The organism is Porcincola intestinalis (assembly GCF_009696445.1).
Taxonomy (GTDB): domain Bacteria; phylum Bacillota; class Clostridia; order Lachnospirales; family Lachnospiraceae; genus Porcincola; species Porcincola intestinalis.
Window position 1 is genome coordinate 1 of record NZ_VULZ01000010.1, and the last position, 25120, is coordinate 25120.

Consider the following 25120-nt stretch of genomic DNA (forward strand, 5'->3'; position numbering starts at 1 on the left):
CATGACCCCTGTTGAATACCATGAGAACTATTATGTAGCGGCATAAGAATACCGCCAGTCGATCATTCGACTGGCGGCACAAAACTTTTTAATTATTCACTGTCCTCTTGACGGGTAGCACAGCACAGGGAGGGGCAGGCAAATGCTGAAGAAAGTATGTGAAACCACATAAAGATCATTTCAGCTTCCTTACGCCGGTATTATCCGGTTCAAGTTATAAGGGTCCGGTGAATGCTCACCGATCTCAGCATATGCGCCCCTAGCGGAAATAAAAGAGTATTCAATTGGATATGTTTTTGAAACATCTTCAAGTTTAATACTGCGGAGGATCGATGTCAAATTGGAATCTTTTCCCTTGCACCATTGCGATTCTGGGCAATATATATCTGAAGCGCATCCTTTGCAGATTCACGCTGCGTGGCGTTTTGTGTTACCTTTCCGTGAATCATCGAGATCAAGCCTTCCTTCCTGAATGTAAGCAGGTGTCTGTTTATTGTATTGACAGACATTCCGATTTCTTCACTCATCTGCTGGCGTGTGCGGTGCATGACAGCAGGCTCAGTTGATTTTGTGATATCAATGTGCTCAAGAAGATAGTTCAGCAGAACATACTGTGCAGAGTAAAAATTACGCTCTCCGCGGTGATAGCTTGAGCAGTACAATTTCTTTGCCACATGGCGGCTGATATAACGGAGAAGAGCAGGATTTTTCTCAATCCAATCGGAGAAGATGCTGACAGGAAGAAAAGCGATGATGCATTCGGACACAGCTTCTATTGTGACAGAGGTAGTGTATTCGCCGGCAAGAAGAGTGACCTCACCGACAAAAGAGGGGGCATCGTTCATTTCAATCATAAAGACGTTGCCATTTTCAAGTTCATTCACCACACGAAACGTTCCAGAAGCGAGGATCCCGATTTGGGTCAGCGCTGCACCTTTCTGTGAGATCACTTCATGCGGGAAACAGGTGCGAAGGCGGAATTCTTCTGAAGGCTCTGTCAGCAATGAAGTGGACAGAACCTTCAGACAAGGATAAGATTCTGAAAGATCGTGATAGGTCATGTATATCCCTCCAGCCTATTCATTCCAGCTCGTAAGCCATGGAAACTCATTCACCGCCTTTTCTACATTATACCGGATTTTTTCAGTGTCAAGTGAGAGGATGTCCCTGTCTTTCATGATGAGCCGACCATCGATAATGCTGTGCCGTACATTTGAACCGGAGACACACTCTACGAGAGAGTGAACCAGATTTTGTGTTGGCCACAGGTTAGGAGAATCAGTATCAATCGCGATGAGATCAGCCGGAGCGCCGGGAGTTAATCTTTCTGTGTGTTTACAGAAAAGCTCAGAAGCACCTCCGCAGACAGCCATGTGAAGCAAGGTTTCCGCAGGCATGACAGAGGAGTCAGCGGAGGGGACACCCCGCTCAACTTGCATCAGACTTCGAAACAGGCGTACTTCTCGGAATAGATCGAGGCCTCCATGCCCCGCACCGTCAGATCCGAAACCACAGGATATTCCCATATGAATCAGTTGTGGAGTCGAAGGGACTCCTTTTCCGCAATTTGAAAATGGGCAGTGGACAACCAGAATTCTGTTTCGCTGCAATACATCCATTTCTTCCTGAGAAAGAAAAACAGCATGCGCGGCAATCATTGTTTGTGGGACCAGCTTTTCATCTTCCAGCCAGAGAAACGGACGTTTTCCATATTTCTCAATAAAATCTACGACTTCAGAAGCATATTCATTCAGATGCGTCTCGAAAGGGACATGGTCTTCGATAGAGGCCTCAAGTACCATCCGAAGCAGCGGTTCACTGACAGCAGTCGGTGTTGTGACGGAGTATATTGGCTGAATACGTCCGCCAGGTGAAATGAGCTGGTCTTTCATATCCCGAAGCCGCTTTACGCCTTCTTCCGGAGACACAGCCCGGAGACTTTCAGGCGCATTGGGACTGTCATTTGTCATGACTGTTAAATAACCTCTGAGCCCGGATCTTTCATAAATCTCTGCGAAGGCTTCTGGATATTTTCCGCCTGCGTCTATAAAAGAGGTTGTGCCTGATGAAATCATCTCGAGGGCGGCAAGCGAGGCTGAGAGCTTTGAAAGTTCCCTGTTGAGGCAGCTCTCAAAGGGAACATTCACCCTTTTCCAGACAACGGGTCTTACATCAAGGAGTCTGCCTCTAAGAAACTGCTGGCTGGTGTGAATGTGTCCATCTGTAAGGCCAGACATCCACAGAAGATGGGTATCTTCAAATGTCTGTTTGGAGGCAATGTATGGTACAGTATCTCCGTCTACCCGGATATCAAGTATTTTCCCTTCTGAAATGGCAATTAATTGATTCTTTCTAATTGTCATATCAGGAGCAAGAATCATAGCATGCCGGATAAGAATGTCGCAGGGAAGCTTGTTTTTCATCATAATTACCATTGTGCTGTCTGTAACAAGCGGCACAATTCCTTTCTCCTTAACATAGTATGAGAATAAATCAAGAATGACTATGTATGATTGTGAATTTGAAAGTCATGCCATGGCGTGGAACAACATCCAGATCGAAAATACAATTGAGAACACTGCGATTCCACGCTTAAGCGGTATGGCGGGGATCCTGCCGGCTGAAGTGCTTCCCAGAGAAATTCCTGCAGCATGTGCCAGCACAGCTGTAACAATAGGGATACCCATGCCATAAAAGCTGGCGTGGCTTCCATAAATAGCGACTGCTGGCAGCGCGATGAATATGGAATCAAACAAGGCAATTCCGATTGAGGTTTTTACCGGGAATCCTGTGAGAACCAGAATCGGCATGACCAGGACAGGACCGCCTGCCCCGGAAAGTGCACAAAGAACAGCACATAAAAAACCGATGAACAGGAGTAAAACAATGTTTGGCTGACGATGCAGCTTCTGGTCACGATGACGGTTCACCAGATATTCCTGCACCAGTATCATGATTCCAGACAGAAGAACAACCATATACAGGATGATTTTAATGGAACCAGATATATAGTTCTGACCAATCATTGCGCCGAAAAGACTTCCAGAAAGGCTGCCAAGACTGATGGCAATGGCAGGCTTCCAAGGCAACTCACCCCGCTTTCTGTAATTTGCAGCGCCGATGATTCCTGATATCGCAAAGCATACAAAACTGAGGAAGAGACTTTGAGAAGAGGAAAAATGGCAGGCTGTCATAAACAGAATCGGAAGTAAAAAACCTGCGACACCAGTCCAGCCGATGCAGAGCCCGACCAGGAAACAGCCTGGGATGATCCATAGAATGATGTTCAACATATCAGATTGTACCCGTAAGTTTCAGAACCAGCTGCGCGATTAGAAGGGACCCCAGGAAAGTGCCTGTCATAACCAAAATGGAGACAATAATGAAACGCCATCCTGAACGAATGAAGCTTTTCAACTGGTTGCTGATGGACATCCCGGCGTAAGCACCAACCATTGTCAGAGGAGCGGTGAAATTGATTTTCCCGGCTGCGTCAATGACAAAGCCTGATATCGGAGAGATAGGGCAAGCGGCAAGGAGACCAAGAATAGAACAGTAAGCAACAGTCGGAAGCTTCAGAGGAATGATCGCCTTAAGACCGGCTGCACAGAGGGCAATGACAAGAAGGACAAATACACCAGGCAGAGATTCCGTCACAGATGCCCCAAAGCCAACCTTGTTGGCCAAAATCATACCGAGGCCTGTGATTGCAAGAGTAAAAAGCCAGTCTCTGATCTTCATGATTGTTCCCTCCTTCCATATTTGGTAATTCGACCGATTTTGGGTTCAAGTTTTCGATAGAGATAATTGCATAGGGGAATTCCGATAAAAATCGCCATGTAGATTCCATCGATCCCGGACATCGTTTCACTGGCAGCGGCAAGAGCTGATATTTTATCGGCATATGCCGGCATGACTTCGGAGAGAGATGCAACAGCGGATGACATCAGGATTCCGGCTCCAACACCAGATGCCATTCCAAGAGCATAAGGATGAAAAATTCCGGTAGCTGCAAACATGGAAGCCATAAAACCGAAATATATGGTGCCGATCATCCCACCTATGATATAGACGGAAAGACTGCCCTGTGCTTCCGGTGAATCAGCACCGAACATATCCTGCATCAGAGCAAGATTCGTCTCACGATTAATAGAGTGACATGCGCCGATGGCTTCACGTTTCAGGCCCAGCATTAGTGCGAAGGGAAGAGACAGAAAGATTGTTCCAAGGTTTCCAAATTCCTGAAGCAGCAATGCAGGACCGGAAGAGATGACAATAGAGATATTTGCTCCGGCGTTAATTCCGAGTTTCGCAATGAATGGAAGAATCGCCACACCTACAAGACCAGATGCAGCTTTTACCTTTTTGTCATCAAGGATTTTCAGAACACTTGGACCTGTCAGGAGCCCAAGCCCCAGCGAAAAGAAGATTGGGAAAATGATGAAAGTTCCTTTCCAGACTGGAATTTTGATCTGACCGATGGAATCAGCGATCAGAATAAACAGGAATGCGAATAGATACAGAATCCATTCTGAATGAATACGTTCCCTGAGGCTATGATAGGTGGGAGTTTTCTGCCTGCTGGCCATGAGAAGCACCTCCTTTAGATGTTGCATTGTTCATACAGCGTTTTCCTTGCTCGAGTATGGATTCAGTATAGAAAAAATGATTCTCGAAAAACAGCTCAAATGGGTGGAATCCTACATATAATGTTGTATAATATTAAACAAATTATTGTTAAATAACGATATTTATAAAAATATTTTTAAATATTGTACTAGACGGGGGAAATTTTTACTACGTGGCTGTATGAAACAATGACGTAAAAGTATGATGAGCCGACCGAGACGCTCATTTTTCATCGCGCTAAGAACGGGCATAAGACTGATTTAATCCAGAAAAATCCCAGAGTGTGTTTTACAGTTTGGACGTCCGGTACGCGTAAGGAGGGAGACTGGGCTTATTACGTGTCAAGCGTTGTCGTGTTCGGAACGGCAAGTCTGGTCACGGACAGTGATCTTCTCCGTGAAAAACTCAGGGCGATCGGACTGAAGTACTATCCGACCGCTGAGGAAGTGGACATGGAGATTCAAAGAGATCTGAGGAACGTACAGATGATTGCGGTTCATGTCGATCATATGACAGGGAAGCTTGTACATGAAAAGTAATATCCTCAGCTCTCCTACAAGGATGAAGCACATGAGCGTGGTGTAACTGATGCAGGGAATGGAAGTGGATGGATAATTACCAGGAAAAATACACGCTGGAGAGTGTCGATTACGGCTCGCAGCTTCGCGGGAAATCATTTGTTACCTCCATTGGATTCAGCGCATGGCACTGGCATTATGAGTATGAACTGATGCTGGTCCTGAAGGGGAAGGTGACACTCCGTTCAGAGAAGTGGACAGGATCTGTTACGGAAGGAAATCTCGTGCTTGTAAACTCAAAGGAGCTGCATTCTATCGTTGGCGGGAATGAGGTAAATCTCTGTGGGTTTGTACAGTTAAGTCCGGATCTTTTCAGAAGCGGGACGGAGGACAAGCGGCAGTTCAGATTTTTTCTGAACAGTATGAATCAGGATGAGCAGCCGGAAGAGGGAATTGTATCCATCCGGAACCATGTGTCGAGGATTTTGATGTGTACGCTCATTGAGAAGGAACAGACGGCATACAGGCTTCGCGGAGAAATGTATAGTCTGGTAGCGGATCTGGTGGAGGGTGCTGATTATGACATCCTTATGAGAAGGCAAAAGGAAGAAACAGGGTCTGAAGAGCTTCTGGATATGATCGACTACATTCGCCGGCATGTGGCAGAGGACCATCTGAGTGTGCTGCTGGCGCATGAGTTTGGCGTCGGGGAGAAGACACTTTATCGCTGCTTTAAGGCTGGACTTGGGATGTCTGTGAGGGATTTCATTGAGGAAATGAGAGTCCAGCAGGCCAGAAAGCTTTTGCGGACGACCGACCATGACATGCCTTTTATCATCGATGCCTGTGGGTTCGGTTCGGAGAAGACATTCTACAGGGCATTCCAGAAGCTGACCGGCCAGACGCCTCTCAGCTACAGGAAATCAGATGGTGGAAACACCGGGCATGCAGAGGTACGGGGGTATCTGGATTACGAGAGATACGAGGCACTTGATCTGTTGAAAGGATTCCTGTCATGACGCCGGAATGGATTGTGCAGAATATGTCTCTTGAGGAAAAGGTCCGTCTGATGAGCGGGCGGGCTGACCGCTCCAGAATTCACGGAGCGCTCAAGGGAACATTGTCGGAACATTATAATGAAAAGCCCTACGCGGCGGGAGGCAATGACAGGCTTCATGTGCCTGAGATCAGATTCTGTGACGGACCGAGAGGTGTTGTCTGCGGCAGGGGGAAAGCCACCTGTTTTCCTGTCCCGATGGTTCGGGCAGCCGGATTCAATCCGGACCTGGAGGAGAAAATCGGGACGGCGATTGCGCAGGAGGCGCAGCAGTTCGGAGCCAATTTCTTTGGCGGGATCTGCATCAATTTCCTCTATCACCCGGGATGGGGACGGGCACAGGAGACGTACGGGGAAGATGATTTCCTGCTCGGAGAGATGGGCGGAGCGATGGTCAGAGGTGTTCAGAGCGTCGGCGTCATCGCCTGTCTGAAACATTTCGCCTTTAATCAGATGGAAAATCAGCGCTTCCGCGTGAATGTACGCTGTGACAGCCTTCGGACAGAACGGGAGGTATTCCTGCGCCATTTTGAGAAATGCATCCGCAGAGATCATGCAGGAGCTGTGATGAGTGCCTATAACGCCTACAATGGCGTGATGTGCGGACATAACCGATATCTGCTTCATGATGTCCTGAAGGAGGAGTGGGGGTTTCAGGGATTCCTCATCAGCGATTTTACCTGGGGCGTGAAGGGTACAGTCGCAGCTGCGCTGGCAGGCCAGACAGTTGAAATGGCAGACACCAAGTACTTTGGTGAAAAACTGGTGGAAGCAGTCCGAAGGGGGCTTGTTCCGGAGGCTGTGATCGACAATGCGGCACTGCGCATTGTCCGAACCATGAAATCCTTTGAAAAGATTTCCATGGAATCAGAAAAAAGAAAAAGACTGAAGAAGAGAGAGGTCCGGGAGCTGGCACTTCAGTCCGCAGAGGAAGGAATCGTCCTGCTGAAGAACGAAAGGAATGTGCTTCCATTTTCGAAGAGAAGGCTCCACACGATTGCAGTGTTCGGAGAGCTGGCTGAAGAAGGAAACCAGGGAGACAGAGGCTCTGCAAGAGTGTATCCGGAGCATGTTGTCTCTCCGCTCGAAGGGCTGATGAAGCTGGTGAACGGGACGACAGATGTCATCTATTACCGCGGGCATAACATCGCCCACGCAAAACGTCTTGCGGATGAGGCGGATTGTGTGATCGTGATCGCAGGATTGACATACCTGGATGAGGGAGAAGCACTCTCGAAGGACCAGTTTACGGCTGAACGGGGAACTTCAGTCGGAGGGGACCGGGAAGGAAGATTGCGCCTGCATGACGGAGATGAGAAGCTTTTGAATGAAATCGGCAAAGTCAATCCCAACACTGCCGTTGTCATGATATCCGGATCGGCAGTGATCCCGGGCAAATGGATCAGCCAGGTGCCGGCTTTGCTGTGGGCGGGATATGGCGGCCAGGAGGGCGGCACGGCGATCGCCCGCGTTCTGTTTGGAGAGGCTGAACCGGGTGGGAGGCTCCCATATACAATCCCCCAGCGGGAGGAAGATCTGCCGGCGCTGGACTTTGAAGCGTCAGAGGTGACGTATCAGTACTACAGTGGATACCGGAAGCTTGCACATGATGGGATCAGAGCCATGTACCCGTTCGGATATGGACTGTCTTATACGTCATTTGCACTGTCCGATGTATCGGTCAGACGGGAGACTCCGTCCGATGTGAAGGCGGCGGGAGAAACGGAATGGAACGGCAATCCGTTTTTCGCGGTCTTTTGCCATATCAGCAATACCGGAAAAAGAAGCGGTTCCGCTGTTGTGCAGGTATATGTGGAATCCGCAAAGTGTCCGGTACCGACTTTGAAGGGATTTCTGAAGGTAAAGCTGGAAGCCGGAGCGGGCAGAGACATCCGGATTCCGGTTTCCTGCGATGATCTGAAGTATTTTGATGAAGAGGAACATGCTTTCAGACTAGAGCAGGGGAATTTCACCATTCATGTCGGATTTAGTGCAGAACAGATCGTATGGAGCGGGAAGGTGACAAGGTAAAGCGGCGTCATCCTTTTGAACGTGCATTTCCATCAGCTGACAGCAGGCGTACAGGCAGCTGGTGGGATTTTTTTGTCCAATTTTGACAGTGGGTATTCCGGATGTGACAGCAGAAGGAGCAGAGAACCTTCTATACTTGTCTGCAGCAGAACGATAGAAGGAAAAGATAAAAGAGGAACAGAAAGGTGAAAAATCTGGTAATGAATCCATATCTCCCTCTGGATGAACACATTCCGGACGGAGAGCCCCATGTGTTTCAGAACAGGCTGTATCTGTTTGGCAGTCATGACCGGGAAAATGGAAAAGAGTTTTGTGAGCTGGACTATGTGACGTGGTCAGCGCCTGCGGATGACTTGTCTGACTGGCGGTATGAGGGCGTTATCTACAGGAAGGACCAGGATCCATATAATCTGGATAAGCTTCCGATGTATGCCCCGGATGTCGTGCAGGGACGGGATGGGCGGTATTACCTTTACTACTGCATCAAATTTCAGGACAGCATCCATGCTGCAGTTTCTGACAAGCCACAGGGGCCATACAGGTTCTATGGTCAGGTTCACTACAAAGACGGCAGGGTGATGAGCGAGAACCAGCCGTACGACCCGTCTGTCATCTGTACGGAGGAAGGAAACTTTCTGTACTTCGGATTTGCGCCCTGCATGATCAATATTCCACGATACAAGTCACAGGATCTGAAGGGCGGCTCTGTCGTCAGGCTGGCGGATGACATGCTGACTGTTCTGGAGGGACCGGAGGTCGTTCTTCCATCAGAGAAGTATGCGGCCGGGACCTCATTTGAAGCGGACCCGTACTTTGAGGGACCATCGATCAGAAAAATCCATGGCATGTATTATCTGGTCTATTCCTCCGTCCATACCCACAGGCTCTGTTATGCGACAAGCAGCAGGCCGATGAGCGGATTTCAGTACAGAGGCTGCATCATATCCAACACGGATGTCGGATACAGGGGGCGTAGAGAAGAGGATCAGCTGAATAGCGGGGGAAACAACCACGGGGGACTCGTGGAGGTTGACGGGCAGTGGTACATCTTCTATCACAGGCACACCTCCCTCACCCAGTATAATCGGCAGGCCTGCGCAGAGCGCATTTCGATTAAGGAAGATGGATCCATACCGCAGGTCTGTGTGACAACCAGTGGTCTGAATGAAAAGCGGCTTCCTGGTGTGGGTACATATCCGGCAGTCTATTGCTGCAATCTGACAAATGGACATATGGGAGCTTTAAATTCGCTGGGGCGTTCCAACAAGGAAGCGGATTTTCCATATCTGACAAGAGATGAGGACGGAAGGTATGTATCCAATATCTCGTCTGGAACGATCGTCGGATATAAATATTTCGATCTGGGGGAAACACATCAAATCCGAATCCGCTTCCGGGGAACGGGCGGGAACCATGCAGATGGGGTGATCCGGATTTTCACGGAGATTGACGCGCCGGATACGGCATGCAGGGGAGAAATCCGGGTGAAAACGGAAGCTGCAGACAGAACTGTACCGGAAGGCACGTTCATGAAAGCGGAGGGAGGCGTTCAGTTCCGGGATAATGATCAGGAACTCTATCTCCGATATGCCGGAAGCGGAGCCATTGACCTCATGGATATGGAACTGATGGAGTAAGCACTGCAGGATGGCATACAGGGAATAATCATAGGAGGAGGGAATCATGATGAACAAGTATGCAGGAAAACGGCCGGGGTTTGGCGAGAAGATCGCCTTTGCCCTGGGAGACGGCGGGTGTAACTTTGTCTGGACGACGCTGGGGTCGTTCCTGACCGTCTATTACACCGACAATGTCGGTATTGCAGCGGCAACGATTGGGACGATGATGCTGCTGGCAAGATTGCTGGATGGGATTTCAGACCTGATTATGGGAACCATCATCGACCATACGCATACAAGGTGGGGAAAAGCGCGGCCATGGATCTTATGGTCTGCAATCCCGATGGGTGTCGGGCTGGTGCTGATGTTCTCCATTCCGTCATCACTTTCATCGAAGGGAAAAGTAGCATATGCCTTTATATCCTATGTATTAATGGCGGCTGTAGTCTATACGGCATGCAACCTGGCATATAATACGCTGCTTGCTCTGTTCTCACCGGAGCGGAAAGACCGCATACAGGCGAGTTCCTTCCGATTTTTCTGCACGATGGCGACGGTCCTGTTCATCAACTACAATACCATGGATTTTGTCGGGAAGTTCGGATGGACCGGAATGGCGTCAATCTTCGGTGCAATTGCGGTTGGCATGCTTCTGATCACATTTTTCTTCACAAAGGAGCGCAACAACCAGGATATCGCGGAGAATGTTGACCGGACCTTCGTCGATACTGAGAAAAAGAAGAAAGCACAGAAGCTGTCTGTCGGAAAGTCGTTTGCCTATCTGTTCAAGAATAAGTACTTCCTGCTGTTAACCCTGATCTTTGTTGTCAACTATACAGCGCTGGGCGTGAATAACGGTCTTCGGATTTATTATGCAAGAGATGTACTGGGCAACGTAGGACTCATGGGTACCCTGACACTTTGTTTCATTCTTCCGAAGATGATCGGCAACCTGGTTTACCCGTATATTGTGAAGGTGCTTGGAAACTGGAGAGCCATGGTCATCGGCTATATCGTTGAGATTGCAGGAGTCCTGCTGATGGCAGTCCTTCCGACATCTGCGTCCGCAGCATTCACAGGGCTGATTCTGCTTGGAATTGGCGGAATTCCACATAATGCCGGACTTTTTGCAATGGTAGCGGATGTCGTAGATTATGGTGAGTGGAAGACCGGCGTCAGGCTCGATGGCCTTACAAACTCGGCAACATCCTTCGGCATGAAGGTTGGTGCAGGACTTGGATCCGCGATTGTTGGATGGGGACTTGCGTGGGCAGCGTATGAAGGGAAGCGGACAGCACAGAAGGTCGCGCAGACCGCGATGACCATCGCCCGCATCAAGAGCGCATACACGATCATTCCGGTTATCCTGTTTGCAATCGGTCTTGTCGCTCTGCTCTTCTGCAATCTTGATAAAATAGCGCCGCAGATGGAAAAAGATCTTGCGGCAAAGCATGCAGAGTAAAGAATAAAAAGAGGGATCCTTCTGCTCCCGGCTGTCGGTTTTATCCGGCGGCCGGGAGCTTGCTTTCTTCAGGAAAATGTGGTGCAATGGCGGAAGGAGATCAAAAGGAGGACCGCTATGATACAAATCAGAAGAGCAGTCGATAAGGATATTCCGAGACTGCATGAGCTCCTGGGGCAGGTGCTCCAGATTCACGCAGAGATTCGGCCGGATATTTTTATTTCCGGGACGACAAAGTACACGGACGAGGAGCTCCGGGAGATGATCCGGAATGATGCAAAGCCGATCTACGTTGCGACGGATGAGCAGGGTATGTGCGAGGGGTATGCATTCTGCCAGCTGCGGGAGCAGCCGTTTTCCAACAACATGGTCCCGTTTCGGTCTCTGTTCATCGATGACTTGTGCGTCGATGAGAGGATGAGGGGGCAGCATGTCGGAGAGAGCCTGTTCGCTTTTGTAAAGGAGGAGGCAAAGAGGCTGGGCTGTTACGAGGTGACGCTCAATGTCTGGGAAGGGAATACATCTGCGGAGAAGTTCTATGAGAAAATGGGGATGAAGACCAAGGAGCGGCAGATGGAGTATATCCTGGCCTGACATAAGACAGGGACATCCGCGGCCCCTGAAATCAATCCTGAGGAAGGTATGTGATATCTTTGGCTTCTTGTTGTAAAATGAGAGGGATCAAACGGATATTTCGGTTAATATAGACAGGAACAGGAGGGGAACCATGGCGGATAAGTTCAGACTGAATAACGGGATGACGATCCCGGAAATCGGATTCGGCACCTACAAGGCTGCGGCGGATGGTACAGAGCGGGTGATCAGCGAGGCAATCTGGGCGGGTTATCGGTATTTCGATACAGCATCGTTCTATGGAACGGAGGAGGAGCTCGGGATGGCCTGGACTCAGAGCGGACTTGAACGCGGGGAGATTCAGATTGCGTCGAAGGCCTGGAAGAGTGAGCTTGGGTATCACGAGGTCCGGAAGGCGTTTGAGCGGTCTCTTGAACGTCTCAAAACGGATTATCTGGATCTGTATCTGATTCACTGGCCGTTGCCGACGCCGGACTATCGGGCCTGGGAAAAGCTGGACCTGGATACATGGAAGCTGATGGAGGAGTTTTACCAGGAAGGAAAAGTGCGTGCGATCGGTGTCAGCAACTTCCTTCCACAGCATCTGCTCAACCTGATGGAGCATGCGGAGGTGGTGCCTGCCGTGGATCAGCTGGAGTTCCATCCCGGTCATACGCAGGAAGTGACGCTTCGGTTCTGTCAGGATCATGGAATCCAGGTACAGGCATGGAGCCCGCTTGGAAGAAACCGGGTGCTGAAGGATCCGCTGATTGTATCGCTTGCGGAAAAGTATGGTGTCTCACCGGCACAGCTTTGTCTGAAGTATGATCTTCAGCGCGGTGTAATGGTAATTCCGAAAGCGTCCTCACCGGAGCGGATGCGGCAGAACCTGAACCTGGGCGATTTCACGATCTCGCAGATCGATATGTATCGTATCGATACAATGCCGGACTATGGATGGTCGGGGGAACATCCGGAGCGGGAACGCGTTGATATCCAGATCAAGGCACATGAAGGGTGAGTGGGTACACGAAGCACAGCCAGCGTGACGGACGGAAAAAACATCAGGGAAACAGAATGCGGAGCACCGTATACGGAATGTCGCAGGCAGCCTGTGCGAGACTAGCCAGAATAGGAGAGCAGACAGATGGGAGAAAAAGCAAAGGTTTATTTCACCGATTTCAGGACGAAGGTTGACGTGCCGCTGACAGCAAAGCTGCAGAAGCTGATTCGGAAGGCCGGAATCGGATCGATTGACATGGGTGGCAAGTTTGTCGCCATCAAGATGCATTTCGGGGAACTCGGGAACCTGGCGTTCCTGAGACCGAATTATGCGAAGGCAGTGGCTGACGTTGTGAAGGAGAATGGCGGAATGCCATTTCTGACGGACTGCAATACGCTCTATCCGGGAAGCCGTAAGGATGCACTCGAGCATCTAACCTGCGCGGAGCTGAATGGCTTCAATTCCATCACAACCGGCTGTCACGTCATCATCGCAGATGGACTGCGCGGGACAGACGAGGTGGAGGTGCCGATCCGGAACGGCGAGTATCTGAAGACGGCGCTGATCGGAGAGGCCGTCATGGATGCGGATGTGTTCATTTCTTTGACGCATTTCAAAGGGCATGAAGCAGCTGGATTCGGCGGAACCATCAAGAACATCGGGATGGGCTGCGGGAGCCGTGCGGGAAAGATGCAGCAGCACAACGATGGCAAGCCGCATGTGATCGAGGAGAAGTGCAGAAAGTGTCATCGCTGCGCCAGAGAGTGCGGTTCGGACGCGATCGACTACGAGCGTGGTGTTGCGCATATCAACCAGGACATCTGTAAGGGCTGCGGGCGCTGTATCGGTGCCTGTGCCTTTGATGCGATTGAGAACGACAATGCGAATGCGAACGAGGTGCTTGGATGCAAGATGGCGGAGTATACACAGGCTGTCTGCGACGGGCGGCCGTGCTTCCACATCAGCCTGATTCAGGACGTCTCGCCGAACTGTGACTGCCATGGCGAAAATGACGCTCCGATTCTTCCCGATGTCGGAATGCTGGCTTCATTTGACCCGGTTGCGCTCGACCAGGCCTGTGTGGATCTGTGCGAGCAGCAGACGCCGATCCGGAATTCCCAGCTCGGCGACAACCTGGCCAGGCCGGACTGGCACCACTACCACGAGCACTTCAAGGACAGCAATCCGAACGTGGCGTGGAAGGAGACGCTGGAACACGCCGAGAAGATCGGTCTGGGCACCAGGGAATACGAACTGATAACTATGTAACGCTTCACGGATCACCGGTTATCATTGACCTGCGTCAAGATGAGCATCATTGATGGCACTCTGAGGTGTCACGCGGACGGATCCGTGCTGAAAATTCCAGGGAAGTGACTGCCGCGGGGAATTTTCGGGAATCAGCTGAAAGAATGAGCAGGGAAGATCGGTCTCTTGTAATTTTGTTTGAAATATCTTACAATTCTCTCTAATGGGCTTTTCAGATTGAACAGAAACAGGAGGGAAAAGATGAGTCTTTTTGGCGGTGTGATCAACATCACGGGGATTACGTTCTTCGTGATGAGTATCTTTGCAATTATTGTCGGCGGCTATCTGATCGGCAAGATTTCGATCAAGGGTGTCTCGCTGGGGACGGCAGGTGTCTTCATTGCTTCAATCATCTATGGGATCCTGCATTCGAAACAGCTGGCTGACACAATGAATTTCAGCGGGATTGACTTCAGCCCCGACGCGCTGAAGATCATCGAGAACTGCGGACTGGTTCTGTTTGTCTGCTCCGTCGGTCTGATCGCGGGGCCGAGTTTCTTCTCGAATCTGAAGAAGAACTTCAAGTCCTATATTCTGCTCGGGGTTGTGATCATTCTGAGCGGCGGTCTGACAACGGTTGCGTGCTACTTCATCGGAAGAGGCGGGGAGGCTGACACGAAGCAGTTTGTCGCGCTCCTGACCGGCTTGCTCTCCGGAGCCCTCACATCCACGCCGGCGTTCTCGGCGGCGAAGGCGACCGTCGCACCGGAGTATGAGAGTGCCGTGACCGTCGGATACGGGATCTCCTATATCTTTGGCGTCATCGGTGTCGTGCTGTTTGTTCAGCTCATTCCGAAGATTCTTCATGCGAACATCGACGAGGAGGTCCGGAAGATTACGGATGTATCAGCCGGGCAGAGACGGAAGGCTGACCGGCACTATGTTGAGATTGATCCGTTCGGGATTGGTGCCTTCGCGTTTGTCATCCTGACGGGAATTTTCCTCGGGGCGGTTCACATCCCGCTCACATCGAAGGGACTTGCCGGAACTTCATTTTCCCTGACCACGACAGGCGGCGTGCTGATCGCCGGACTGATCTGGGGACATTTCGGACACCTTGGCCCGATCTCGCTTCATGTGAAGAGCGAGGTGCTCAAGACCTTCCAGGAATTCGGCCTGATTCTGTTCCTGATCGGAGCTGGTGTGTCCGGTGGATCCAAGTTCATCGAGTACTTCAAGCCGATCTACTTCGTGTACGGCCTGTTCATGACACTGATCCCGATGATCATCGGATTCATTGTCGCGATGAAGGTTGTGAAGCTGCATCTGATGAATGCGCTCGGCTGTATCACAGGCGGCATGACATCCACACCGGCACTCGGCACCCTGATCAAGGTTGCCAAGACAGAGGCTGTCGCCTCTGCATATGCGGCAACTTACCCGATCGCGTTGATCACGGTTGTGCTGGCCTGCCAGTTCCTGATTCTGCTGCTGCACTGATTCGGTTCATATCAGAGATCTGCGGAGAAATCCGCAGATCTCTTTTTATACTGAAAAGATTGAGAATATGAAGAATAGACAAAGATATAGATAGTTAATTGTGCTAATTAATAGATGAAAATCAGATACTAATTCGGTATAATTATATTAATCAGATATAAATGAGCCTGCCGGCGGGCAGGCAAAACCGATGAAAGGAGCGGAGATATGAAAAGGGCAGGAAAGCTGAGTGTGTATCTGCTGTCACTTATGCTTGTGGTATTTCTGACGGCGGTTCCGGCGGCAGCAGCGGAGGGAGAATCGGAGAGCGGACTGTCGAAGGATCTGGTGATTCTGTTTACGAGCGATGTCCACTGCGGGGTGGATCAGAATTTTGGCCTTGACGGGCTGTACCAGGTCCGGAAGTATTATGAAGACCAGGGGTGCTATACGTTGCTTGTGGATGACGGGGATTTCATCCAGGGCGAACCGATCGGGACAATGACGAAGGGAGAGACACCGCTGGAGCTGATGAATGCGGCAGGCTATGACATTGCCATCCCAGGCAATCATGAATTCGACTATGGGATGGATCAATTCCTGGCGCTGACAGAGAAAGCAAAGTTCCCGTACATCAGCTGCAATTTCAATAAGGATGGAAAACTGGTCTTTAATCCTTATGTCATCAAGGAATTTGACGGAATCAAGTTTGCGTTTGTCGGTATCACAACGCCGCAGACCATCACCTCGTCCACACCGGCTTATTTCCAGGATGACGCCGGAAACTTTGTGTATGATTTCTGCCAGGACGAGACGGGAGAAAAGCTCTACACAAAGGTTCAGGAGGCAGTCGATCAGGCGAGAAATGAAGGTGCGCAGTATGTTGTCGCCATGGCGCATCTCGGCAACGAGGATACGGCTTCGCCATGGCGGTATGATCAGGTGATTTCCAATACATCCGGGATTGACGTGCTCCTTGACGGACACAGCCATGATACTGATCAGGTGACGATGAAGAACAAAGACGGAAAGGCTGTGATCCGGACCGCCTGCGGGACAAAGCTTGCCTGCATCGGCACCGTGAGGTTCGGGATGGATGGGACCATCAGCAATCAGCTCCTGACCTGGGGCCTGGAGGGATCTGCGAAGGATACGTTTGGCTTCAGCAACTCCGTCACGGAAGAGGTGAAGAAGGCACAGGAGAAGCTGGACGAAAGCCTGAAAACAGTCGTGGGACATACGGATGTGAACCTGACGATTGTGGATCCGACTGCAGTTGATGACGCGGGCGAGCCGATCCGGATTGTCCGCAATGCAGAGACAAACCTGGGCGACCTGGTGGCGGATGCATACCGGGCAGCGGGAAAGGCGGACATTGGATTTGCAAATGGAGGCGGAGTCCGGGCCAATATCGCGGCGGGCGACATTACACAGGGCGATATCCTCACGGTTCAGCCATTTGGCAACATGGTTTGTGTGGCGGAGATGACCGGGCAGCAGGTCCTGGATGCGCTGGAGTGGGGAGCCCGCACGGTTCCGAGTGAGAACGGTGGTTTCCTGCAGGTTTCGGGACTGACATACGAGATCCATACAGACGTCCCGGATCACTGCACACAGGATGAAAATGGCCTGTGGACAGGGCATGAGGGAGAGTATCGGGTGAAAAACGTCACAGTTGGCGGAAAAACGCTCGAATTGGAGAAGACATACACGGTGGCAACACACAACTATATGCTGAAGCAGCAGGGTGATGGATATAACATGTTCGGTGATGCAAAGATCCTGCAGGACGAGTTCATGCTGGACAATCAGGCCCTGATCAACTTCATTGCGGACGACCTTGGCGGGACAGTCGGGGATGCGTATGAGAATCCTTATGGAGACGGCAGAATTGTGGCGGTAGAGAACGATTCGCAGACGGAAGGTAATGCAGAAATGGTAACAGAAGCGGCATCCTGACAGATTACAGGAAGCATGGATGGCGGACGCCGCCCGATCCGGAAGCGGCAATGCCTGCAGGCGGCGGAAGCTGCGGGAGGGGCTGGAGTTTCAGCCCCTTCCTTCTTTTTTGTGAAGGCAACGAGGAACTGTGCTCCTCCGGGTTTTGCAGACGGACATGTTTATGCTCAGATGGAAAGACATGGAAGTCCGTATGGCGATGTGTTATAATCACGCCGTCGATGAGCGGTCAAAAAAGACGAACAGGTATTTTTCGATATGAAGCTGAAGAAAAACTTTCGACTGACATCTGCACAGATTATTCTGGCAGGCTTTTTTCTGGTCATTCTGGCCGGAGCGCTTCTTTTGATGCTTCCGATTGCCAGCATGGAGGGAAGGGTAACGCCATTTCTGGACTGTCTGTTTACATCCACATCGGCAACCTGTGTGACCGGACTTGTCGTCTATGACACGGCGACGCACTGGAGCCTGTTCGGAAAGGTTGTCATCCTGTCACTGATCCAGATCGGCGGACTTGGCGTCATCACCACCGCATTCCTGATCCGTGTCATTATCGGTTCCAAGATTTCTCTGATTCAGAGAACGCTTCTGCAGGACTCTATCTCCGGTGACAATGTGCAGGGAATCGTCCGGATGTCGCTGTATATTATGAAGATGGTTATGGCGGTGGAGCTGGGCGGAGCCCTTGTCATGTATCCGGTGTTTGCAAGGGACTTCGGACCTGTCACCGGAGCCGGGTACGCGCTGTTCCACTCTGTCTCGGCATTCTGCAATGCGGGCTTTGACCTGATGGGCGTCCGGGAGAAGTACTCATCTCTGGTTGCTTATCAGGGCAATGCCGTGATCAATCTGGTGATCATGGCGCTGATCGTGTTCGGCGGTCTGGGCTTTTACACCTGGCGGGATCTGCAGAGAAACAAGCTTCATTTCAGCCGGTATACCCTGCAGACGAAGGTGGTCGTGACGACCACGGTCATTCTGATTCTTCTTCCGGCTGTTATCTTCTTCTTTGCGGAGTACAGATCGCTGCCGGCAGGGGAACGGGTTCTGGCTTCCTTTTTTCAGTCTGTGACGACCAGGACAGCAGGCTTCAATACATCTGATCTCACGAAATTCAAGGAAAATGATCTCCTGATCATGATTATGCTGATGCTGATCGGCGGTTCTCCGGGATCAACCGCCGGCGGTATGAAGACAACAACCATCGCGGTCGTGGTCGGGACGTTTCTGAGCATGAGCGGACGGCGGAGCAACACCGTCCTGCATCAGCGCCGGATTCCGGCAAAGACTGTGCGGGCTGCATTCTCCATTGTCCTGATGTATGTCACACTGTTTCTGGCAGGCGGCATGGCGGTCAGTGCGATGGAGCACCGGTCTCTTCTGAGAAGCTTTTTTGAAACGGCTTCCGCGATCGGAACCGTCGGCCTGACGCTCGGCCTGACGCCTTCGCTTCACGTGGTATCGAAGCTGATCCTGATTGGCCTCATGTTTTACGGAAGAGTCGGGGGATTGACCTTCATGTATGCGACATTCAGAAGATCCAGGGTTGGGTCCTCGTGCCTGCCGCAGGAGGATCTGAACGTAGGGTAAACATCAATTACAGGGAGCCGCTTTTGCGGGGAAATGGAGAGAAGGATGAAGAACAATATCCTGCTGATCGGTCTCGGATATTTTGGGATGACAGTTGCGAAGAAGCTGACAGAGTACAAACAGGATGTCATGGCGGTCGATATGAGTGAGGAGCGCGTCGATATGGCGCTCCCCTTCGTGACGAATGCAAGGATCGGCAACGCGACCGATGAAAAGTTTGTTGCCAGCCTTGGCGTGAATGATTACGATTTCTGCATTGTCGGAATTGGGGACGACTTCCTCAGCTCTCTTCAGACGACAGCTCTTCTCAAGGATTATGGGGCAAAATATGTGGTAGCCCGCGCGACGTCCGATGCGCAGGAGAAGCTCCTTTTGAGAAATGGAGCTGACAGGGTTGTTTTTCCTGAGAAGACGCTTGCGGCGTGGACGGCGATCCGCTTTGCCTCGAACCATATCTTTGACTACCTGGCGCTGGATGACCAGTTCTCAATCGCGGAGATCGATGTCCCGAAGCGGTGGGTCGGGAAGACGGTTCATGAGCTTGATATCAGGAAACTTTATCATTTAAATATCATTGCGCTGAAGGAGGACAATGTCCTGATTCCCGGCGTTGATCCGACTAAGCCTTTGACTGCGAATCAGAGGCTGGTTGTACTGGGACGGAAAGAGAATATTGATAAGTGCTTTCAATAAAAATAATAATAATTACTGAAATAGTACTTGCATCCTGTTTTCGTACATGCTAGAATGAAGTCACAGCAGATGTGAACCCTCTGCAGGAGAAAACCTGCAGAACCAGTGTACAAAAACAAGAAAGGAAAGAGAAGATGGCAAAGAATCCGTACGCAGGCACCAAGACAGAGAAGAACCTTCAGGAAGCGCTGGCTGGCGAATCCATGGCGAGAAACAAGTATACATACTTTGCTTCTGTCGCAAAGAAGGCAGGCTATGAGCAGATTGCGGCACTGTTCCAGAAGACCGCTGACAACGAGAAGGAGCATGCGAAGCTGTGGTTCAAGCATCTTGGACTTCTCGGTGACACAGCTGAGAACCTGGCTTCAGCAGCTGAGGGCGAGAATTACGAGTGGACGGACATGTATGACCGCATGGCAAAGGATGCCGATGAGGAAGGGTTCCACGAGCTGGCGGAGCAGTTCAGAAGGGTAGCGGCAATTGAGAAGACACATGAGGAACGCTATCGCAAGCTGCTTCACAACGTCGAGGCGAAGGAGGTCTTCGAGAAGAGCGGCGTAGTCGTCTGGGAGTGCAGAAACTGCGGACATGTCGTTGTCGGAACAAAGGCTCCGGATGTATGTCCGGTCTGCTATCATCCGCAGTCCTTCTTTGAGGTTCACGCGGAAAATTATTGACAGGCAGCGGGCAGTGTTTCACAAAGCGGTTCCTGAACAGTGCAGAAGCCTGACGCATGACAAGATCATGTCATGAACGTATAAGAGAAGCGGTACAGCCAGGATGAAAGCGTATCATACAGGCTGTACCGCTTCTCTTTATTTTTCACTTTACTTCGCGTCTGTGTCGGTTGCAGCGCTTTTCTGCTCCTTTGCGTACTGTTCTGTGATATAGCGCTTGATCGCCGCAAAGCTCTCCGGGCTGAGGTCATGTTCAATCTTGCAGGCGTCAGCAGCAGCTGTCGCCTGGTCGACGCCGAGGTTCGCCAGCCAGCAGGAAAAAAACTTGTGGCGTTCGTAGATGGTGCTGGCAATCTTCAGCCCCTCGTCTGTGAGGTAGATATATCCCTCCGGCGTCACAGTGATCAGATTGTTTTCGCGGAGGTTTTTCATCGCGATGCTGATGCTGGATTTTTTGTAGCCAAGCTCATTCGCAACGTCGACAGAGCGGACGACGGGCTTCTGTTCGCTGAGCATCAGGATGGCCTCCAGATAGTTCTGGGCGGATTCGGTTGTGTGATATGGATGTGAAGAGTGTAATGTGGTCTCACTCATAGCAATTCTCCTTTATATCATTAGATATTTCTAACAAATGTTAGCACACCGGAGGTGTCCTTGTCAATCAAGAGATATAAATTAAATTGAGCTAAATTATAATTCGGAAAAATGATCCGGGAGACCGGATAAGAGTCTCCCGGATGATTGAGGTACACGCGGTAAGTGATGCAGACCTCATGCAGCCTCTGTAACAGAGCGTTTGCTGTATGTCTTCATATTTTTATATGGATCCGGTCTGAAGAGTAGATACAGCATGATGATCAGAAGAACAACCGCAACCGCTGTCCAGGCTGTGAACCCGTTCGCAGGCAGGATCCAGAGCTGATAGACGATCAGGCTGGAGACATAGGCAAACACGTTCTGATACAGAATCGCGAACCAGAACCACTTCCGGTCATTCATTTCTGCTGCCATGGTGCCGATTGCCGCAAGGCACGGGGAATCCAGCAGGTTGAAGAGCAGGAAGGAGAAGGCAGCCGCCGCACTTGGGAACCAGGACGCGATGGCCTGGCCGACTACAGCTGTGTCTTCGGAAGCGTCAGAGGCAACATGCGCCAGGACACCCATCGTGGAGACGATGGATTCCTTCGCCGTGAAGCCGGAGATCGTCGCGGCGACAGGCTGCCACTCGCCAAAGCCGAGCGGACGGAAGATGACGGCAATCGCACCGCCGATCGCAGCGAGGACGGAAGAATTCGGGGTGTCAACAAGACCGAAGCGGCCGCCTTCCACACCGAAGCTGGACAGAAACCACATGACAAGGGTTGCGAGGAAGAGAACGGTCCCTGCCTTCTTCAGGAAAGCCTTCAGTCTTTCCCAGACATGCATCAGAACTGTCTTTGGCTGCGGAATGTGGTACTGCGGGAGCTCCATGACAAACGGAGCTGCTTTACCTGAGAACGGTTTTGTCTTTTTGAGCATGACGGCGGAAATCAGGACAGCGGCGATTCCGACGAAGTACATCATAGGTGCCATCCAGCCGCCTGCTGTGAATTTTCCGGTTACGGAGTAGCTGGTGATGATGCCGCCCATCAGTGCGATGACAGGGAGCTTGGCGCCGCACGGGATGAAGGTCGCGGTCATGATGGTGAGGCGGCGGTCATTGTCTTGGTCGATGGTCTTGCTGGACATGATGCCCGGAACACCGCAGCCGGATGAGATCAGCAGCGGGATGAAGCTCTTTCCGGACAGACCGAAATGTCTGAATACCCGGTCCATGACGAAGGCAATACGGACCATGTAACCGCAGTCTTCAAGGATGGACAGAAACAGGAACAGGAAGGCCATCTGCGGCGTAAAGCCGAGGACGGCGCCGAGCCCGCCGATCACGCCATTGGATATTGCGCTGATGAACACGCTGTTCGCATGCAGAGCAGTCAGACCGTTTGACACAGCCTCCTGGACCCAGGGCGTCGCGACATCGTTGATCCAGTCTGTGAAGAAACCGCCCATGCTGTTGATGGAGAGATAGTAGACCAGGAACATGATACCGACAAAGATCGGAATGCCGAAGATGCGGCTGGTGACGATCTGGTCAATTTTGTCAGAGGTGGTCAGCTTCTCGCCGGATTTCTTCACGGCAGCCTTCACCGCTTTCTGGATAAAGGCATAACGCGCATCTGTGACGATGGATTCCATATCGGAATCTTCCTTCTTCTCAATGGCAGCGCGCTCGGCGGCAATGACCTTGAGCTGGCTGTCGGACAGGGAGAGCTGTGCGGAGACCTTGGAATCGTTCTCCAGTATCTTGATGGCATACCATCTGCGCTTTTGCTGCGGGATGGAAGCCGGCAGAATCATTTCCACATTTTTGATAGCGGCCTCAAGCTCCTTTGAGAATATTTCAGGCGGAAGGGCATGGCTGTTTTCAGCGCCTGTTATGGCTGCCTGCTTTGCAAGCTTATCCAGACCTTCACCGCGAAGAGCGGAGGTCGGGACAACCTCGCAGCCGAGAATGGAACCGAGCCGTTCGGTGTCAACACGGATGCCGCGCTTCTTCAGCAGGTCTGCCATGTTCAGTGCGATGACAACCGGTACGCCAGTCTCAATCAGCTGGGTGGTCAGGTACAGATTCCGTTCGATGTTGGTTGCATCGACGAGGTCGATGATGACGTCCGGATTCTCGCCCAGGATATAGTCCCGGCTGACGACTTCTTCAAGTGTGTAGGGGGAAAGCGAGTAGATGCCGGGAAGATCGGTGACGATTGTATCGCTGCTGCCGAACTTTCCCTTCATCTTTCCTTCTTTTTTCTCGACTGTGACGCCCGGCCAGTTCCCTACATACTGGTTGCTGCCCGTCAGGGCGTTGAACATCGTTGTCTTCCCGCAGTTCGGGTTGCCGGCAAGTGCAAATTTCAGTGCCATAGGTTCCTCCATCTGTTTTGATCCGTCTGGTCCGGACGCTCGGATATCCTGATGTCTGTGGCGGCAGACTTCCCTTCTCGGGATTAACAGGTGATCCATTTCCTGACATGACGGACTGTCTGAAAAGACAGACAGTGCGAACGTGTCAGATCAATCCGGATTAAACGGGTCTACAATATGTTGCACACAACTAACTACTATGCAAAGAAAAAAGCGGTTTCGTCAACCGACTTTGATGATGTCTGCATCATTCTTGCGGACGGTCAGCTCATAACCGCGGACAGTGAGCTCGACCGGATCTCCAAGCGGGGCAACCTTCCGGACGTAGAGCTCCGTTCCTTTTGTGATCCCCATGTCCATGATCCTTCTTCTGACAGCCCCGTCCCCGTCAATTTTGACGACCCTGACTGTCTGTCCGACCGGGACATCCTTGAGTGACATCATGATTTTTTCCTCCTTCAATTCAGTTTTTGTACATAAGCCGAGAAGATGAGTTCTTCCTGCAGCAGACTAATGCACAATTGGTCAGCAGGGATCCACCAGAATGTGGCTGGCTGTTCCTCTGTTCAGTGCGATCCGGCTGTCTTTGACCTGAAGAATCAGGTTCCCGGCCAGTTCGGACACGACGGTAACCTGGTCGCCCGTGATGAAACCAAGCTCAACCAGATGCTGACGGACATCCTCGCGGCCTTTGATTTCTTTGATGACGACCGTGTCACCTGTCTGAGATAGTGCAAGCGGCATCATATGCTCCTTTCTGCTCCCCGGCGCGGGAGCTCTCCCTGCCATGGCATCTCGAAGGCAGAGGGATTCTCTTGTTCAACGTCTGTGGAAGAGCCCTTTCTTTTCATAAGGCTCGACGGAAACAGACTCACAGCGATAGCCGGTTTCGTCGATTGCGTTCCGGAGTTTCGCCTGATCAACTTCCCCTTCTATGCGGAAAGATGCGCGATCACTTCCATGCGATGCGCGAACAGCCTTTGCTTCCGGATACTGCTTTCTGATCACATCACAGATGTGGGCTTCGCACATGCCACACCGCATTCCAGTCACCTTCATGGTGACCTGATTCAAGTCCCTCACCTCTTTCATGGAAACGCGTTTCTATTTCCTTTTCGTCTGCAAATGCTAACACAAGTAAGTTGAATCTGTCAACAATACGAAGATAAAAACTTTTGTATGACAGGACTTCCAAAATAATGCCGCAGGTGTTATATTGAAACCGGATGAAATGATCAACACTGGGTTCCGGGTTTTATATAGAAAGGATTTCGAATATGGGAATTTTGGTAGATGTGATTTTGATTGCAGCGATCGGCGGGTATGCCGGTTATCTGATCTGGCATATTCTGAGCAGCATGAAAGCCGGAAAGGGAAATCCGTACGGGTGCAGCGGAGACTGCGGAAAGTGCGGAGGCGGCTGCTCCTGCAGCCATCAGGTGTCTGTAAAACATGAAGTCAGGCACGCAGACAGGCGGCCAGGATAAAGCAGACGATGGAAAGCGGCAGGCGGCAGAAGCCTGCCGCTTTCCGTATCCAGAGAAAACCTGCTTCGGGCTTTGTCTCAAGCGCGTCCTTCGCGCGGACAGGAAGCCTTGCCTGCTTTACCAGTCTCGCAATC

Annotated in this window: 24 protein-coding genes and 1 riboswitch; of the genes, 14 read left to right on the forward strand and 10 right to left on the reverse strand. The window is 51.1% G+C overall.

Features of this window, described 5'->3' with window-relative positions:
• Window positions 1-169: 169 nt before the first annotated feature.
• Window positions 170-271: riboswitch (TPP riboswitch) on the reverse strand.
• A 64-nt stretch (window positions 272-335) separates the two neighbouring features.
• The 5 genes from FYJ35_RS09515 to FYJ35_RS09535 form a co-directional block, all read right to left on the reverse strand.
• Window positions 336-1061 carry a Crp/Fnr family transcriptional regulator gene (locus tag FYJ35_RS09515; RefSeq protein ID WP_154525920.1) on the reverse strand — a complete coding sequence of 242 codons (726 nt, stop codon included), beginning with the start codon at window positions 1059-1061 and terminating at the stop codon, window positions 336-338.
• Window positions 1062-1076: 15 nt separating this feature from the next.
• Window positions 1077-2459, reverse strand: a complete 1383-nt coding sequence (locus FYJ35_RS09520) for an amidohydrolase family protein (protein ID WP_328597075.1) — start codon at window positions 2457-2459, stop codon at window positions 1077-1079.
• A gap of 69 nt (window positions 2460-2528) precedes the next feature.
• Window positions 2529-3293, reverse strand: a complete 765-nt coding sequence (locus tag FYJ35_RS09525) for a sulfite exporter TauE/SafE family protein (RefSeq protein ID WP_154525922.1) — start codon at window positions 3291-3293, stop codon at window positions 2529-2531.
• Between the two features lies 1 nt (window position 3294).
• On the reverse strand, window positions 3295-3741 hold the full coding sequence (locus FYJ35_RS09530; RefSeq protein ID WP_154525924.1) for a hypothetical protein: 447 nt from the start codon (window positions 3739-3741) through the stop codon (window positions 3295-3297).
• Complete coding sequence (locus FYJ35_RS09535; RefSeq protein ID WP_154525926.1) at window positions 3738-4589, reverse strand: DUF3100 domain-containing protein; 852 nt, start codon at window positions 4587-4589, stop codon at window positions 3738-3740. The genes FYJ35_RS09530 and FYJ35_RS09535 overlap by 4 nt, the downstream gene beginning before the upstream one ends.
• 264 nt (window positions 4590-4853) lie before the next feature.
• Between FYJ35_RS09535 and FYJ35_RS09540 the strand changes: the two genes are divergently transcribed.
• From FYJ35_RS09540 to rbr, 13 genes are all read left to right on the forward strand, one after another.
• On the forward strand, window positions 4854-5168 hold the full coding sequence (locus tag FYJ35_RS09540) for a pyridoxamine 5'-phosphate oxidase family protein (RefSeq protein WP_328597079.1): 315 nt from the start codon (window positions 4854-4856) through the stop codon (window positions 5166-5168).
• A 68-nt stretch (window positions 5169-5236) separates the two neighbouring features.
• Complete coding sequence (locus tag FYJ35_RS09545; RefSeq protein ID WP_154525930.1) at window positions 5237-6166, forward strand: helix-turn-helix domain-containing protein; 930 nt, start codon at window positions 5237-5239, stop codon at window positions 6164-6166.
• The gene (locus FYJ35_RS09550; RefSeq protein ID WP_154525932.1) at window positions 6163-8235 is read left to right on the forward strand and encodes a beta-glucosidase family protein; all 2073 of its coding nucleotides are present in this window, start codon (window positions 6163-6165) and stop codon (window positions 8233-8235) included. The genes FYJ35_RS09545 and FYJ35_RS09550 overlap by 4 nt, the downstream gene beginning before the upstream one ends.
• A gap of 185 nt (window positions 8236-8420) precedes the next feature.
• The gene (locus FYJ35_RS09555; RefSeq protein ID WP_154525934.1) at window positions 8421-9872 is read left to right on the forward strand and encodes a family 43 glycosylhydrolase; all 1452 of its coding nucleotides are present in this window, start codon (window positions 8421-8423) and stop codon (window positions 9870-9872) included.
• A 46-nt stretch (window positions 9873-9918) separates the two neighbouring features.
• On the forward strand, window positions 9919-11316 hold the full coding sequence (locus FYJ35_RS09560; RefSeq protein ID WP_235906508.1) for an MFS transporter: 1398 nt from the start codon (window positions 9919-9921) through the stop codon (window positions 11314-11316).
• Between the two features lie 120 nt (window positions 11317-11436).
• Window positions 11437-11910: a GNAT family N-acetyltransferase gene (locus tag FYJ35_RS09565; protein ID WP_328597080.1), complete on the forward strand. Its 474-nt coding sequence runs from the start codon at window positions 11437-11439 to the stop codon at window positions 11908-11910.
• Window positions 11911-12043: 133 nt separating this feature from the next.
• Window positions 12044-12910, forward strand: a complete 867-nt coding sequence (locus FYJ35_RS09570) for an aldo/keto reductase (RefSeq protein ID WP_154525938.1) — start codon at window positions 12044-12046, stop codon at window positions 12908-12910.
• A 126-nt stretch (window positions 12911-13036) separates the two neighbouring features.
• Window positions 13037-14161, forward strand: a complete 1125-nt coding sequence (locus FYJ35_RS09575; protein WP_154525940.1) for a DUF362 domain-containing protein — start codon at window positions 13037-13039, stop codon at window positions 14159-14161.
• Window positions 14162-14401: 240 nt separating this feature from the next.
• Complete coding sequence (locus FYJ35_RS09580; RefSeq protein ID WP_154525942.1) at window positions 14402-15640, forward strand: aspartate-alanine antiporter-like transporter; 1239 nt, start codon at window positions 14402-14404, stop codon at window positions 15638-15640.
• Window positions 15641-15847: 207 nt separating this feature from the next.
• Complete coding sequence (locus tag FYJ35_RS09585) at window positions 15848-17578, forward strand: bifunctional metallophosphatase/5'-nucleotidase (protein WP_154525944.1); 1731 nt, start codon at window positions 15848-15850, stop codon at window positions 17576-17578.
• 258 nt (window positions 17579-17836) lie between these two features.
• Window positions 17837-19168, forward strand: a complete 1332-nt coding sequence (locus FYJ35_RS09590; protein WP_154525946.1) for a TrkH family potassium uptake protein — start codon at window positions 17837-17839, stop codon at window positions 19166-19168.
• Window positions 19169-19213: 45 nt separating this feature from the next.
• The gene (locus FYJ35_RS09595; RefSeq protein WP_154525948.1) at window positions 19214-19861 is read left to right on the forward strand and encodes a potassium channel family protein; all 648 of its coding nucleotides are present in this window, start codon (window positions 19214-19216) and stop codon (window positions 19859-19861) included.
• Window positions 19862-19995: 134 nt separating this feature from the next.
• A complete protein-coding gene (rbr, locus tag FYJ35_RS09600) occupies window positions 19996-20538 on the forward strand; it encodes a rubrerythrin (protein WP_154525950.1) in 543 nt (180 codons plus the stop codon).
• Window positions 20539-20688: 150 nt separating this feature from the next.
• Here rbr and FYJ35_RS09605 read toward each other — a convergent pair whose 3' ends face one another.
• The 5 genes from FYJ35_RS09605 to FYJ35_RS09625 form a co-directional block, all read right to left on the reverse strand.
• The gene (locus FYJ35_RS09605) at window positions 20689-21132 is read right to left on the reverse strand and encodes a metal-dependent transcriptional regulator (protein WP_154525952.1); all 444 of its coding nucleotides are present in this window, start codon (window positions 21130-21132) and stop codon (window positions 20689-20691) included.
• 177 nt (window positions 21133-21309) lie between these two features.
• Window positions 21310-23499 carry a ferrous iron transport protein B gene (feoB, locus tag FYJ35_RS09610; protein WP_154525954.1) on the reverse strand — a complete coding sequence of 730 codons (2190 nt, stop codon included), beginning with the start codon at window positions 23497-23499 and terminating at the stop codon, window positions 21310-21312.
• Between the two features lie 222 nt (window positions 23500-23721).
• Window positions 23722-23940: a FeoA family protein gene (locus FYJ35_RS09615; protein ID WP_154526124.1), complete on the reverse strand. Its 219-nt coding sequence runs from the start codon at window positions 23938-23940 to the stop codon at window positions 23722-23724.
• 84 nt (window positions 23941-24024) lie between these two features.
• Window positions 24025-24246, reverse strand: a complete 222-nt coding sequence (locus FYJ35_RS09620; RefSeq protein WP_154525956.1) for a FeoA family protein — start codon at window positions 24244-24246, stop codon at window positions 24025-24027.
• A 72-nt stretch (window positions 24247-24318) separates the two neighbouring features.
• The gene (locus FYJ35_RS09625) at window positions 24319-24591 is read right to left on the reverse strand and encodes a heavy-metal-associated domain-containing protein (protein ID WP_235906509.1); all 273 of its coding nucleotides are present in this window, start codon (window positions 24589-24591) and stop codon (window positions 24319-24321) included.
• A 185-nt stretch (window positions 24592-24776) separates the two neighbouring features.
• Between FYJ35_RS09625 and FYJ35_RS09630 the strand changes: the two genes are divergently transcribed.
• Window positions 24777-24986 carry a FeoB-associated Cys-rich membrane protein gene (locus FYJ35_RS09630; RefSeq protein WP_154525958.1) on the forward strand — a complete coding sequence of 70 codons (210 nt, stop codon included), beginning with the start codon at window positions 24777-24779 and terminating at the stop codon, window positions 24984-24986.
• Window positions 24987-25120: the final 134 nt, after the last annotated feature.